Annotated in this window: 12 protein-coding genes and 1 pseudogene; 7 read left to right on the top strand and 6 right to left on the bottom strand. The window is 64.9% G+C overall.

Annotated features, from left to right (window positions below):
* The first annotated feature begins 58 nt into the window (after positions 1-58).
* From H7K34_RS07245 to H7K34_RS07225, 5 genes are all read left to right on the top strand, one after another.
* Positions 59-340, top strand: a complete 282-nt coding sequence (locus tag H7K34_RS07245) for a hypothetical protein (protein WP_108924976.1) — start codon at positions 59-61, stop codon at positions 338-340.
* 125 nt (positions 341-465) lie between these two features.
* Positions 466-1,494 carry a hotdog fold thioesterase gene (locus H7K34_RS07240; RefSeq protein WP_264061167.1) on the top strand — a complete coding sequence of 343 codons (1,029 nt, stop codon included), beginning with the start codon at positions 466-468 and terminating at the stop codon, positions 1,492-1,494.
* Between the two features lie 75 nt (positions 1,495-1,569).
* Positions 1,570-2,775 (top strand): amidohydrolase family protein, encoded by a 1,206-nt coding sequence (locus H7K34_RS07235; protein ID WP_264061165.1) that lies wholly within the window; start codon positions 1,570-1,572, stop codon positions 2,773-2,775.
* Positions 2,776-2,922: 147 nt separating this feature from the next.
* The gene (locus tag H7K34_RS07230; RefSeq protein ID WP_264061164.1) at positions 2,923-3,354 is read left to right on the top strand and encodes an anti-sigma factor antagonist; all 432 of its coding nucleotides are present in this window, start codon (positions 2,923-2,925) and stop codon (positions 3,352-3,354) included.
* 173 nt (positions 3,355-3,527) lie between these two features.
* The gene (locus H7K34_RS07225) at positions 3,528-5,492 is read left to right on the top strand and encodes a SpoIIE family protein phosphatase (protein WP_264061161.1); all 1,965 of its coding nucleotides are present in this window, start codon (positions 3,528-3,530) and stop codon (positions 5,490-5,492) included.
* Positions 5,493-5,507: 15 nt separating this feature from the next.
* Here the strand turns inward: H7K34_RS07225 and H7K34_RS07220 are convergent, their stop codons facing one another.
* The 6 genes and pseudogenes from H7K34_RS07220 to H7K34_RS07195 all read right to left on the bottom strand — a co-directional run bounded on the left by H7K34_RS07220 (position 5,508) and on the right by H7K34_RS07195 (position 11,772).
* On the bottom strand, positions 5,508-6,743 hold the full coding sequence (locus tag H7K34_RS07220; RefSeq protein WP_108924984.1) for an acyl-CoA dehydrogenase family protein: 1,236 nt from the start codon (positions 6,741-6,743) through the stop codon (positions 5,508-5,510).
* Complete coding sequence (locus tag H7K34_RS07215; RefSeq protein WP_264061160.1) at positions 6,740-7,906, bottom strand: acyl-CoA dehydrogenase family protein; 1,167 nt, start codon at positions 7,904-7,906, stop codon at positions 6,740-6,742. Before H7K34_RS07215 ends, H7K34_RS07220 begins: the two co-directional genes overlap by 4 nt.
* A 121-nt stretch (positions 7,907-8,027) precedes the next feature.
* Complete coding sequence (locus H7K34_RS07210; protein WP_108924988.1) at positions 8,028-8,993, bottom strand: alpha/beta hydrolase; 966 nt, start codon at positions 8,991-8,993, stop codon at positions 8,028-8,030.
* Positions 8,994-9,192: 199 nt separating this feature from the next.
* Positions 9,193-10,365 (bottom strand): amidohydrolase family protein, encoded by a 1,173-nt coding sequence (locus H7K34_RS07205; protein WP_264061159.1) that lies wholly within the window; start codon positions 10,363-10,365, stop codon positions 9,193-9,195.
* Positions 10,365-11,416: pseudogene (locus H7K34_RS07200) on the bottom strand (amidohydrolase family protein). The gene H7K34_RS07205 and the pseudogene H7K34_RS07200 overlap by 1 nt, the downstream one beginning before the upstream one ends.
* Entirely contained in the window at positions 11,413-11,772 is a 360-nt protein-coding gene (locus tag H7K34_RS07195; RefSeq protein WP_235616866.1) for a Rieske (2Fe-2S) protein, read from the bottom strand. The pseudogene H7K34_RS07200 and the gene H7K34_RS07195 overlap by 4 nt, the downstream one beginning before the upstream one ends.
* A 195-nt stretch (positions 11,773-11,967) precedes the next feature.
* On the opposite strand from H7K34_RS07195, the gene H7K34_RS07190 reads away from it, so the two are divergent.
* Together H7K34_RS07190 and H7K34_RS07185 are read left to right on the top strand one after the other, a co-directional pair.
* Positions 11,968-13,194 carry a cytochrome P450 gene (locus tag H7K34_RS07190; RefSeq protein ID WP_264061157.1) on the top strand — a complete coding sequence of 409 codons (1,227 nt, stop codon included), beginning with the start codon at positions 11,968-11,970 and terminating at the stop codon, positions 13,192-13,194.
* Complete coding sequence (locus H7K34_RS07185) at positions 13,191-14,348, top strand: Zn-dependent alcohol dehydrogenase (RefSeq protein WP_264061156.1); 1,158 nt, start codon at positions 13,191-13,193, stop codon at positions 14,346-14,348. Before H7K34_RS07190 ends, H7K34_RS07185 begins: the two co-directional genes overlap by 4 nt.

Raw genomic sequence — 14,348 nt, 5'->3', positions numbered from 1 at the left:
TAAACGGACAACGAACAATTGGCCACGCGCGCAACGAAACGAATATTGGGAGAGCACAGTGACGCTCATCGAACGAGCCACCAGGTCGGCCAACTCGGTTGCCGACCAGACCGTTTCCACAGTTAGCCAGATCGGCACCGCGATCGCCGAGGGTGTGGTCGTCACAACGAGAGACATTCGTACCGGGATGCGCGAAGGCCACATCCGCCCGCGGACCGCTGTCGTCGCCGCGGCGGTCGGCCTGATCGCCGTCGTCGAATGGCCCGTCCTGCTTGCCGCCGGCGGTGCCGCCGCGCTCGCAGGCAAGCTCAAGAATCGGCCCCCCGAGGCCGCGCAATAGCGATCCGGCCCAACCCGCGGCGGCCGGGACGCGCAGTCCCGGCCGGTCCCGCACGGCGCGAAGATACGCGCGGTAACCTCATTCTCGATGCGCACGCATGCGCAACGGAAGGGGACCTAGCGCCGATGACCGCCCCCAGTGATGGAGTCGAAGTGACGCGCGGTGACCGCTTTATCAAGACGGCCGTGGAGATCCTGCGCGAGACCGGTCGCACCGATTTCACCGTGCAGGAGATCGTCGCCCGCTCCAAAACCTCGCTGCGGGCCTTCTACCAGCATTTCAGCAGCAAGGATGAGCTGCTGCTGGCGCTGTTCGACAGGACCATTTCACAGTCAGTGCTGAGCTGGCGTGCCGAGGCCGCCGGGCTGGACAGCACGTCCGCACTGAAGCTGTTGATCGACCGAATCAACCAGCAACCGGAATCAAGCACCCAGGACAGCCTGAACCGGGCGCTGGGTCTCTACAACCAGCATCTGGCCGAGACGCGTCCCCGCGAATATGCGCGGGTGTTGTCCCCGTTGCATCAACTGGTCCGCGACATCGTGGGGCAGGGCATCACCGAAGGCGTGTTCAACCCGGGCCTCGACGTCGCGGCGTCGGCCGCGATTGTGATGCAGGCGATCATGGGAGCGCAGCGTTTGCATTGGCTGGGCACCGAATTGAACGGAGCACCGGTCGACACCGGCCAGCTGTACGACTTCCTCACCCGCGCGTTGGGCATCCGGGAAACCGACGACGAAATAAGCAAGCCGACGCTGGCCGAGCTATTCGCCCAAATCGGCCTGCGTGCGGGCTCACGCAATGGCGAATTCGCCATGACGATGCCCGTAAGTCCGCATGTAGTAAACACTTCCGGTGCGTTGCAGGGCGGCCTGATTGCCACGCTTGTCGACGTGGCGGGCGGACAGTTCGGACTGGATTTTCTTCAGCCGGGCACCACGATGACGACCGCGGATCTGTTCGTCCGCTACCTGCGGCCGATCCGGCAGGGTGCCGCGCTGGCGGTGCCCCGGATGCTGCGAGCCGGCCGCCGGGCGATGGTCATGCAAGTCGATATCTACGGCGACGGCGAAGACGAAGTCGCCGCAACCGCGACGGTCAATTTCGCCATCATCGACGGCGCGACACCGAAGGGCCTGCGGGCGGACACCTAGCCCGATTCACGTTGTTGTACATAGGTGGTAACGTCATTACCACACACTGAGAATCCAGCCCTCAAGGAGATCGCCATGCCGTCTCGCGAACTTTCCTTTCCCGTGTTCGACGCCGACAACCACATGTACGAGTCGGAGGAGGCACTGACCAAATTCCTTCCGGAGAACCGCAAGCGCGTCATCGACTACGTCCAGGTCCGCGGCCGGACCAAGATCGTGGTCCGCGGCCACATCAGCGAGTACATTCCCAACCCGACCTTCGAGAAGGTAGCCAAGCCCGGCGCGCAAGAGGACTACTTCCGCAACGGCGCGCAGGGTAAGACCTACCGCGAGATCCTCGGCGAGCCGATGAAGGCGATCCCCGCGTTCCGCGAGCCCGGTGCGCGCCTAGAGGTGATGGACGAGCTCGGCATCGACTACGCGCTGATGTTCCCGACGCTGGCCAGCCTGGTCGAAGAGCGCATGAAGGATGACCCGGAGATGACCCACGACGTCATCCACGCGCTCAACGAGTGGATGCATGAGCAGTGGTCGTTCAACCACAAGGACCGCATCTTCGCTACCCCGGTGATCACCCTGCCGATCGTCGAGCGCGCGCTCGAGGAGCTCGAATGGTGTCTGGAGCGCGGCGCCCGCACCGTGCTGGTCCGGCCAGCGCCCGTACCCGGTTTCAAGGGCAGTCGCTCCTTTGGACTCGAGGAGTTCGACCCGTTCTGGCAGGCCTGCATCAAGGCCGGCATCCCGGTCTCGATGCACGCCTCCGACAGTGGCTACTCCGAATTCGCCAACGTGTGGGAACCCGGCGACGAGTTCCTGCCCTTCAAGCCGACCGCGTTCCGCAGCTTTGCGATGGGGCACCGGCCGATCCTGGACGCGATGGGTGCGTTGGTGTGTCACGGCGCGCTGTCGCGTAACCCGGAGCTGCGGATCCTGTCGATCGAGAACGGCGCCGACTGGGTGCCGGATCTGTTCAAAGGACTCAAGGGCGTCTATAAGAAGATGCCGCAGGCCTTTCTCGAGGACCCGGTCGAGGCCTTCAAGCGCTGCGTCTACATCACCCCATTCTGGGAGGACCGGTTCACCGAGATCGTCAACATGGTCGGCACCGACCGGGTGCTGTTCGGATCCGACTGGCCCCACCCCGAGGGACTCAAGGATCCGATCAGCTTCGTAGACGAGCTCACCGACTTCAGCGAAGAGGACGTCGCCAAGATCATGGGCGGCAACTTGATGCAGCTGATGAAGGTCTCCAAGCCGGCCCGAAAGCCGGTCTCCGCCTGATCCTGCACGCCGCATATGTCCAGGTCCAAGGCTCGGCTCTAGACGCGACGTTGCGGCTTGCTATAGAAAAGAAGCTTCCCTCCGAACAAGGATGTCGTCGCCGGCGTCTCGCACGGTCTCGTTGACGCGACCGGTTAGGAGCGCACGATGAATCTGGCTTCGATCGAGTCCTCGGTGACCAGAGTGACGCTAAGCCCCCGGCTGGTCTCCGAACTCGGTGATCCGCACAGCACATTGCGGGCAGCGACCCAGCGCAGCGGCACGGTGGTCATCATTCGCGCCGGTGGTGAGGTTGACGGCGCCAACGAGGACACTTGGCGTTGCCTGGTCGAGGAGGCCGCCGCCGTCGCGACCACACCGGGTCCATTCATCGTCGACATCAATGGCCTCGATTTCATAGGTTGCGGTGCGTTCGCCGTGCTGGCCGCCGAATCGGAACGGTGCCGCGGTCGCGGCATCGCAGTGCGGCTGGTCAGCTGCGACCCTGGCGTTGCCCGGACCATCCAGGCCTGCAATCTCGGCCGCGTACTGCCCCTGCATCCGACGATCGACACGGCGCTGGCAACGACAGTCGCGTGAGACGAGCCGCTGGCTCGTGGCCCGCTGACGGGCCGTTAGCAAACTGATGCACGACACACCCGCCGGCCATTGCTAATCTGATAACTTGCTTGTGTCGAATAAGCCCCGCGCAGTGCCGGATTTCTCGGTCCATGGAAAGGCCCGCAGGGAGGCTCCGTAGGAGGGACGGCCATATGGTGGCCGAAAAGGACTGGGACAAAATTGTCGGTGCGGCTGACGACGTACGCCGCACCTTCGAGAAGGTCCCCGCGATGTTGGTCGGCCTGCAAGGGCCCGAGCATCGCTTCGTCGCGGCCAACGCGGCCTACCGTGCCTTGAATCCGGCGTTCAACCCGGTGGGAATGTCGGCTCGCGACGTCTATCCCGAACTCGAGAGCCAACAGATTTTCCAGATGCTCGACCGGGTCTATCAGACCGGTGAGCGGCAATCCGGCGCGGAGTGGCGACTGCAGGCCGACTTCGAGGGTTCGGGAGTCGAGGAGAGGTACTTCGATTTCCTCGTCACCGCGCGCCGCGGACCGGACGGCTCGATCGAGGGTGTGCAGATCATCTTCGACGACGTCACCGAGCGCGTGCACGCGCGGTCGGCCACCGAAACGCGCATCGAGGAACTCTCCGAGCGCTACCGCAACGTCCGCGATTCCGCCATCGTCATGCAGCAAGCGCTGCTCGCCTCGTCCGTGCCCGTCGTTCCCGGCGCCGACATCACCGCGCAGTACCTGGTCGCCACGGAGGACACCGCGGCCGGCGGGGACTGGTTTGACGCGATACCCCTCGGGGACCGGCTGGTGCTCGTCGTCGGCGACGTAGTCGGCCACGGCGTCGAAGCCGCGGCGGTGATGTCGCAACTGCGCACCGCATTGCGCATGCAGATATCGCAGGGCCACACCATCACCGAAGCGCTCGAGGCAGTCGACCGCTTCCATGAGCACGTACCGGGATCCAACTCGGCCACTTTGTGCGTCGGGTCGCTCGACTACACCACGGGAGAATTCCAGTACTGCACCGCAGGTCATCCGCCGCCGCTATTGGTGGCCGCCAACGCGACCGCACGTTACGTGGAACCTTCCGGCGCGGGCCCGCTCGGCACCACCGTCGGATTTCCGGTCCGCACCGAAATGCTCGGCATCGGCGACTCGATCCTGTTCTATTCCGACGGCCTGATCGAGCGGCCCGGCCGGCCACTGGGCGCAAGCACCGCGGAATTCGCCGACCTGACCGCCAACATCGCCGCCGGCATCGGCGGCTTTGTCATCGACGCACCGACACGAACCATCGACCGCATCTGCTCGGAGACGCTCGAATTACTGCTCCGGTCAACCGGTTACAGCGATGACGTGACACTGCTCGCGGCGCAACGGCGCACCCCACCGGCGCCGTTGCACATGACGCTGGACGCGACAATCCACGCAGCACGCAGCGTGCGCTCCCGGCTGCGCACCTGGCTCTCGGAGATCGGCGCCGAGGCTGACGACATCTCCGACGTGGTGCATGCAATCTCCGAATTCGTGGAGAATGCGGTCGAACATGGTTACGGCACCCAGGTTTCCGAAGGTGTCGTCGTCGAGGCATCGCTGTCCGGCGATGGCAACCTGCATGCCGCGGTGATCGACCGCGGACAGTGGAAGGATCACCGTGAAGGCGAACAGGGTCGTGGGCGCGGACTTGCGATGGCCGAGGCTCTGGTTTCCCAGGCGCTCATCACCCGCAGCGACCACGGAACGACGGCCAGCGTGACGCACCGGCTGTCGCGACCGGCGAACTTCGTCACCGACACAATCGTCAGCCGGGCCAGCTATCGGCGAGCCGTCGACAACGAATTCGTGTCAACGGTCCGCGATGCCGGCCACATCGTGGTTAGCGGTGACGTCGACTCCAACACCGCGTCCACGCTGGACCGCCTGATCGCAGTCGAAAGCCGCTCGGGCATAGCACCTTTGACGATCGACCTCAGTGCGGTCACGCACCTGGGGTCGGCGGGCGTCAGCGCGCTGGCCGCTGCCCGCAACCGGGCTAGCAGACAGGGCGGCGGCTGCGTACTGATCGCCCCGCCGGGAAGCCCGGCCCACCACATTTTGTCGATGGTCCAGATACCCGTCGAAAGCGGGGATAGCGAGAACGTCTTCGCGCAGGACTAGCGGGGCAGACCGCGATCAGCGGGCCTGGCCATGCCGCACCTGATTGAACGGCACCCCGCGGTCGGCGGCGTATTCGCGGGGGAAGCCCAGCAACCGCTCCCCGATCACGTTGCGCGCCATTTCCGTTGTGCCACCGCCGATCGCGACGCTTTGCCGCACCAGGTACCGCAGTCCGGTCTGTAGGCCGTCGCCGATTTCGCCGACCACGCCGGCGGCTCCCGTGATCGCCATCGCAGTGTCGACGTCGGTTTGCACGGTCTCGGAGTGGAACAGCCGAATCAGCGTGCCGGCCGACGGCGGCAAGCCTCCGTTGCGGACATTGCGGGACACGTGATCGATCAGCTGCTCGGCCACCGCCCGATGCACCAGCACCCGGCCTGCCATCTCCCGCACGCGTTCATTGCCGGCTTGGCCTGTCGACTCTATAAGTCCAACGTAGTCAACGGGATTCGCGTGGCCGCCCTCGCTACCGCTGCCGCTGGCGAACTCCGAACCTTGCCCGACGGCCCGGCGCTCGTGATACAGCTGGCGCGAAGCCACCGCCCAGCCGCCGTTGACCTCGCCCACCACGGCGTCGTCGCCGACATCCACGCCGTCGAGGAACTCCTCGCAAAACTCCGTGGAACCGCTGAGCATCGTGATGTGGTGCAACGTGATTCCCGGATGATCGATCGGCACCAGGAACATGGTCAGGCCTTCGTGTTTGGGCACCTCCCAGTCAGTGCGGGCCAGGCACAGTCCGTAGTCGGCGGCGAACGCGCTGGTGCTCCAAGTCTTGGCGCCGTTGATAACCCACCGGTCGCCGCGCCGTTCGGCGCGGGTGATGACACCGGCCAGATCCGATCCCCCGCTGGGTTCGCTCAACAGCTGCACCAGGATCTCGTCGCCGCGCAGTGCCGCCGCGATGTGCTGCTTCTTCTGCTCTTCGGAACCGGTGTCGAGCAGCGTGGCGCAGCAGATGGTGAACGTCGGAATGTTGAGAATCAACGGCATCTCGTAGCGCAGGGATTCGTCGTCGAATGCCTTCTGGTAAGCGTAATCAAGTCCCAGGCCGCCGTACTCGCGCGGAAAGCAGATGCCGGCGAATCCGCCCTCGTAGAGCCGCTTTTGCAGTTCTCGCGCCCGCTTCCAAGCGTCCTCGTCGTCGCGCGGCGCGGGTGGCGGCGCCTCGGGGTCGATCGCCGGCAAGTTGTCCGCCAACCACGCCCTGGCGCGGGCGGCGAACTCTGCAACCGATTCCGTCGACGTCATCTGATCGTGTTTCCGGCCGCGGAGCGGCCGGCCTTCTCTGCTTCATACACCCGCAAGTTGCGCTCCTCCGGTGTGCCGAACATGGAGCGGTACAACGTAACTCGCCTTAAGTAGAGGTGTAGGTCGTGTTCCCACGTGACACCGATGCCGCCGTGCATCTGTACGCAACCCTGGACGATGCGCCCCGCCATCTCGCCGACGTAGGACTTGGCGATGCTGGCCGACAAGCCCGCTCCCGGTGAACGATCAGCGACGTCGGCAACCGCGGTGCTCGTGGTGGCGCGACACGCCTCCAGCCACAGCTTCATATCGGCGAAGCCGTGTTTGAGCGCTTGATACGACGCCAGCGGCCGGCCGAACGTGTGCCGGTCCAGCGCCCACTGAACGGTGAAGTCGAAGACCGTCTGCACCACGCCGACCACCTCGGCGCACTGCAGCACCTGCACGATCTGACTCTGCCGGTCGATCAGCGCGGCGGTCTCGGCCGCGGTGCCGACGGCAGCAGATGCGTCCACCACCACCCCGTCGAAATGCACCCGCGCGTATTGCTTGACCAAGTCGACGGACTGCTGCGGCTCGATCCGAACGCCGGGTGCATCCGTCGGGACCAGGAACTGGCGAATCTGGGAACCATCCGGGCCGCAGCGCGCCACCACGAGCAGCAACGCACTCTGGGCGGCGGCCTCGACGCGATCCTTGGTGCCGTCGATGCGATAGCCGGCGTCGGTCGCGGTCGCCGTCACCGACGGGTCCAACGGCGCCCAGCCTCGGCCGGGTTCGGCGACCGCCCAGGACGCCACGGTTTCGCCGGAGATCAGCGACTCGATGACGGCGGCATGTGCTTGCGCGTCGGCGCATTCGGCCAGGCCGGTGAGCACCACGCTGACCGGATACAGCGGCCCGGGTGCCACGGTCTTGCCGAGTAGTTCGGCGACGGTGGCCAGATCCGCGAGACCGCTCTGCGAGACGCAGCCGCCGCCGAGCTCCTCCGGAACAAGCAGGCCCGTCCAGCCGAGTTCCGCGGCGCGCTGCCACCAGGCCGGGTCGAAGGACGCCCCCGCCGCGTGCAGTTCGCGGACGCGCACCAGCGGCGCTTCCTTCTGCAGGAAGGACTGGGTTGTCGAAACGAAGAGCGTCTTTTCGGGAGAGTCGACGGCGGTCATGAGGCCGCCAGACCGTTGCGCAACATTAGGCCGCCGCCGCCGCCAAGAATCACGTTCTCAATATTAGCAAACGTCGATACCGTAAGAGCTACCGGAGTTCAGTCGATAGCCGATCGAGCTGCTACATCGTGAACACGCGCCGCACCGACTGCGCATGCAATGCCCGGTTCTCTTCAGAGACAGCCCAATCCGGCACCATCGAATCGAAGCCGTTGAATGTCGCTGCGATGACGTGTAATTCGGTATGGACAAAAGCATGTAGCAGCCGGTTGGCATAGTCGATGGCTTCGTCGCGGCACGGGTCGATCTCGGAGCAACTGATGAATGTGGGCGGCAGCCCCTCCAGGTTCGCCCGGTGCGCGGGAACGTGTTGGCCGGTGCCGCTCGCCGGGCCCAGGTAGTGGCCCCACGCGCGGCTCACCGCGGGACCGTTGAGTCCCGGCGTGCGCTGAAACTCGCGCCGCGACGGCGTGGCGTCGCTGTCGAGCATCGGGTGGTGCAGGATCTGCATCCGGATCTGTGGACCTTCGTTGTCGAACATGCGCTGAGCCAGGCTCGCGACCAGGGCGGCACCCGCGTCGCGGCCCATCACGGCGACGCGGTTCGGATCGACATCGAGCTCAGCGCAATTGCGGATGACGTAATACATCCCCGCCTCGACATCGTCGAGCGCCGCCGGGGCCGGGTTCTCGGGTGCCAGCCGGTAGTCGACCGAAACCACCAGACAGCCGCCCTCGCGCGCTAGCTCCACGCACTCCGCGTGATCGGTGTCGAGGTTGCCCGCCACGAAGCCGCCGCCGTGGGCGTACACCAGCAACGGCGCCCCCTGACCGCCTTCGATGCGGCCGCGGTAGAAACGAAGATTCAGCTGCTGGCCGCCCGGCCCGGAGATGGAGCGCGATTCGACCGCCACACCGTCGGTGTCGACTGCCGCGGCGTGCTGGGCGGCCAACCGGTCGGCGCGCTCCCGTTCGGCGGCCAATGTCTCGGCACGGAATTCGACGATGCCCAGCTCACTCGCGGCGTCGCGCAGCACCGGGTCGAGGCGGTTAATACCTTGTGGGCGGGTCAGATCCGTCTGTGTCATACCCTCTCAACTTCCGGGCTCGTGGGGCGGGCTGTCCTCCGGGCCTGGCTGAAGGCCATGTCGGAATCCACCTTCAAGGTAGACCTGAGGGGCGCGCGGCCGTCACACTCCCACAGGTCGGCCCCGGACGGCTGCATCGGGCGCCTCCCATTTCCCGTCGTATTTGCTGATCAGAGCCCAGCGAGCGGGCTCCGGCGATTCAGGTCTGCGCAGTGCCGGCGGCGTCGGACTCACCGGGGAGCGCCTTGACGGTTGCCGGCAGCCCATACAGCGCCGTCGCGTTCCCGCGCATAATCCGCTCCCGCTGGTCGGCGGGGAACCGGTTGATCGCATAGGTCGGCGAGTCATAGCTCCAGTGCGGATAGTCCGTCGAGAACATCAGGTTGTCACCCATGTCCATCATTTCCAGATACTCGCGAAACTCGACGGTGTCGACGTCTTCCAGCGGCTGGGTAGTGAAGCGGACATGTTCGCGCACGTAGTCCGACGGACGCCGACGTACCTGCGGCAGGTCGGCGCGGCGGGCCTCCCAGATCCGGTCCATCCGTGACATCGCCGGCATCGCCCAGGTGAAGCCACCTTCGACGAACACAATGCGCAAGTCAGGATGGCGATCGAAGGCGCCGTCGAAAACCAGGCTCATCAAGTGCGAGACGTAGAGCAGCGGCCAGGACGCGAAAAAGTCGTGCCAGTGCGCGGGGTTACCGACCGGGTAGAGCGGAATTAATTCGAAGGGTGTCTGTCCCATCAGATGGGTGGCCACCGGGAAGCCGTTGCGCGAAGCGGCCTCGTACAGCGGATCGAAATGCGGGTTGCCGAAAGGTATTCCGCGGGTCTGCGGTGTCATCAGCACTTGGGACATATAGGGATGTCCCGCCCAGCGCTCGACCTCCCGCGCCGCCTGCTCCGGTGTCTGCGCGCTGACGCTGATCGACCCGCGCCAGCGGCCGTGCCCGTTGCCCTTGTCCAGCCAGATGTCGGCCAGCCAATCGTTATAGGTCGACTTCAGCACGTGTTCGGCTTGCGGCAGCTGCGCGTCGCACATCGGCTCCAGCGATGCGATGCTGACCCCGGCGTCGACGAGTAACTGCTTGGCGGCGTAGTCCGGATCGCTGCCGGCGACCCCCCCATTGGGCGGCCACGAGTCCATGCGCAGCGACGAGGTCTTGTAGGCATCCGGGGTGTCGTAGAAATACGAAGTCGGGCTGACCGCGTTTCCGGTGGGCCAGATTTTGTCGACCCACTCGGCGGGCGCATAGGACTTGAGTACGTCCGCCGAAACGGGCAGTGGGTGCACGTCGGTGTCGACGATGGTGACCGCGAGTTCGCCGTCCTGGTTGGTCGGGGAATTGACTCGTTCGATGGTGGTCATCAGACACGCTCCTTGAGTCCGTACAGCTCACTGGCATTTCGCCACAACACCTGGTCGCGCTGCGTGGCATCGAGCCCCACCGCGGCGGTCTCGGGCGACGACGTCGACCAATGTGGGTAGCTCGATCCGTACATCAGCAAGTCGCTCTTGCCGCTGAACTCGATCCAGCGCTGTGTCTGGCCGGGCTCGAGCGCCCCGTCGAATGCCGACGAGCAGAACCGGACGTGGCCGGGCAGGTATTCGCTGGGATAACGATCGACCCATGGCGTCTGGTCGCGCATGGACAACCAGAAGGTATCCAGCCGCCACATCAATGGAGTGAGGATGTCGTAGCCGCCGTCGGTGAAAACAAATTTCAGGTCGGGTAGCCGCCCGAACACGCCCTCGATGATCAGTGTGGCCAGATGCACGAAGTAGTTCAGCGGCATGAACGCCGCATATCCGGGGTAGGTATGCGCGTGCCCGGCGAAGGTGGGTGCATGGTCGACGCCGTTGCCGCCGTTGATGTGCACCGCGACCGGCAGTCCGTGGGCGGCCGCGGCCTCCCAGATGGGCTCGAACATCGGCTTGCCGTACGGCTCGCGGGACTGCATCGGAACGCCGACCTGCACCAGCTTCGGGTGGCCGGCAAGGCGCTCGATCTCGGCGACCGCGCCCGGGGGTCTTCGGGGTTGACGCGGATGGTGCCTAGAAACCGGTCCGCGTATCGGTCAGCGGTGTCGGGCTCGAGCCACCGGTCCAGCAGCCAGTCATTGACCGCGGCGCAGATTCTGCTGTTCAGGAGGTAGTCGGCGATGTTGCCGCGAGTCAGCGGGTTGAGGATGGCGAAGTCAATCCCCATGTCGTCGAACAGGTGGCGACTGACGGTCTCGGGATCAGAACCGGGGTACAACTCGGCGTCGTAAAGGTCTTGCCGGTAATCGCCGCCCGGAGCCTGGTACCACTGCTGCTCCACGTCGGGAATCGACCGCAGTTTGTGGGCGTCCGGGAGGTAGCGCCGTATCTCGGCGTTGTAGCGAAAGTGCGGTTGCACGCATGTGTCGATGATCATGCGGTCAGGTACACCTCCCCGTCGGTGACATCGACTTGGTAGGTACGAATGCGGCGACGCGGATCGGCGACGTTTTGTCCCGTGGTGACGTCGAATTCCCAGTTATGCCAAGGGCATCGGACGATCTGTCCGTCGCGCACCCGGCGTATCCCACCGGGCTGCTCGGGGGCCGATTCGGTGGTGCCGCCCAGCAAGCCCAGGCACAGCGGGGCGCCTTCGTGCGAGCAGTAGTTCACGATCGCGTACAGCGCGCCGTGCACGTTGTACACACCGACGCCGAACTTGCCGACATCGACCAGCTTCATCCCGCCGGGCGGCAGCTCGTCGAGGGAGCACACGAAACGCCGCTGGGACACTTGCGAATCACCGCCTCATTGACCTATCCGGATCAATACTGAGCCCGTTACGGTAACCATCACAAGCCGTTGGGCTTCGTTGCTATTTATACTATGATAGCGACAATCCGCTCGGATACACCCGCCGAAGACGCCGGGGGCCGGTCAGCCCCGTCCCGCGTCGACGGCCTTACCGGTTGCTCAGGAGGAGCGCTGATGCCGTTAAGCACCGACCCCGTCGGCCAGCCCGTCACACTCGATTTCAGCGGTGAAACCAGCCCCTATCCGTTTTTCGAATACATGCGGCGTACCGACCCGGTCTGGCACGGCGCCCTCGGGGACCACTCCCAGATGCCGGAGGAGCTGCGGCCCAACGACGAGTGGGTGCTGTTCGGCTATGACGGTGTGTTTCAAGCGTTTCGCGACGACCGAATCTTCACTTCGGCCGCCTACGAGAAGACCATCGGCTTGGTCATGGGACACACCATCCTGGCGATGGGCGGCAAAGAACACCACGACCACCGCAGCCTGGTCGCCAAGGCTTTCCGGGCCACCGCGCTCGAGCGCTGGGAGCCGTCCGTCATCGGGCCGGTCTGCGATCAGCTGATCGACGAAATTAAGCATGACTGTCACGCGGACCTGGTGAAGGCGCTGACGTTCGAATTTCCGACCCGGATCATCTCGGTGCTGCTCGGCCTCCCCCCTGAGGATCTCGACATGTTCCGGCGGCTGTCGCTCGACCTCATCTCGATTCCGACCGACATCATGGCGGGGCTCAACGCGGCGAGCGAGTTGCACGGGTATTTCCTCGAACAAGTCGAGCAGCGGCGCCGCAAGCTCACCAATGACATCATCGGCGACCTGGTCGCCGCCGAGATCGACGGCGAGAAACTCACCGACGACGCCATCATCGCGTTCTTGCGCTTGCTGCTGCCCGCCGGACTGGAGACGACCTACCGTTCGTCGGGCAACCTGTTGTACTTGCTGCTGACCCACCCCGAGCAAATGGAGATGGTTCGCCAAGACCGGTCACTGATCCCCGCCGCCATCGAAGAGGGTCTCCGCGTCGAGACGCCGCTGACCATGGTCATGCGGACCACCACCGAAGAAGTCGAGATCGGCGGCAAGACAATCCCCGCGGACGCACAGATCGACATGTGTATGGGCTCGGCCAACCGAGACGAAAGTCGTTGGCCCGAAGCCAATCGCTTCGACATCCACCGGCCACGCCAATCCCACATCGCGTTCGCCGGCGGCATCCATATGTGCCTCGGAATGCATTTGGCTCGGCTGGAAACCCGGGTGATGCTGGACAGCCTGCTCGACCGTGTTTCGAACCTGGCTTTCGTACCCGACGACGGCACCGGTGAGGAGTCCAGAATCATCGGCCTCACCTTCCGCTCGCCGAACAAGCTTCCCGTCACGTTCACGCCGGCCACATGAAAAGCCGGGCGGCGATCCTGCACGACGTCGGCGGACCGTGGTCCGTCGAGGATTTCGAATTGGACGCGCCGCGCGCCGGCGAGGTACTGGTCGAGATGGCCGCGGCCGGCATGTGCCACTCCGACGATCACATCCTCAAAGGCGACATGTCGGCGCCCAACGAGATGCTGCGCTCGCTCGGGCTGCCCACCATGTTCCCGATGATCGGCGGCCACGAGGGTTCGGGCATCGTGCGTGAAGTTGGGGACGGTGTAACGGAGTTCGTGCCCGGCGACCACGTGGTGATGTCGTTCGTCGCGGTGTGCGGGCAATGCCGCTGGTGTGCGAGCGGCATGGAGTACATCTGCGACATGGGTGCCAGCGTGCTGACCCCGGGCATGCCGACCGACGGCACCTACCGCCATCACACCGCCGAAGGCAAACCGCTGGGCCATTTGGCCAAAGTCGGCGCGTTCTCCAAACACACTGTGGTGTCCACGAATTCGCTGGTGAAAATCGAGCCGCATCTTCCGCTGGCGCCCAGCGCGTTGCTGTCCTGCGCGATCCCGACCGGGTTCGGCTCGGTGGCCAACCGTTCCAACATGCGACCGGGCGACACCGTCGTCGTGGTAGGTGTCGGTGGAATCGGAACCGGTGCCATTCAGGGCGCCCGGATCGGCGGTGCGGCTTACATCGTCGCGGTCGATCCGGTGGAGTTCAAACAGAAGTCGGCGTTACAGTTCGGCGCCACGCACACCGCGTCGACCGCGGTCGAGGCAATGGATCTGGTGCGCGAGCTGACCTACGGCGTGCTGGCCGACGCCGTGGTGGTTTCGCCGTCGCTGATCACCGCCGATGATGTCCGCGACGCGGTGCGGCTCACCCGTAAGGGTGGGACCTGTGTGCTGACCGGCATGACCTCTCAGTTGACCAGCTCAGTCAAAATCGATCTGCAGGATTTCATCCTGTCCAACAAATCGCTCGCCGGCACCGTATTCGGTTCGTGTAACCCGAAATCCGACATCATCCGGCTAGCCCGGCTCTACCAGACCGGGCAGCTGCAGCTCGACGAGATGATCACCCGCCGTTATCGCCTCGACGACATCAACGACGCCTACGACGACCTGCGGAACGGCAAAATCGTGCGGGGCATCATCGATTTCGGGATCGAGTGA

The organism is Mycobacterium montefiorense, assembly GCF_025823255.1.
GTDB lineage: Bacteria > Actinomycetota > Actinomycetes > Mycobacteriales > Mycobacteriaceae > Mycobacterium > Mycobacterium montefiorense.
The sequence above is the reverse complement of the archived record's forward strand: the minus strand, read 5'-3'. Positions and strand labels throughout refer to the sequence as shown.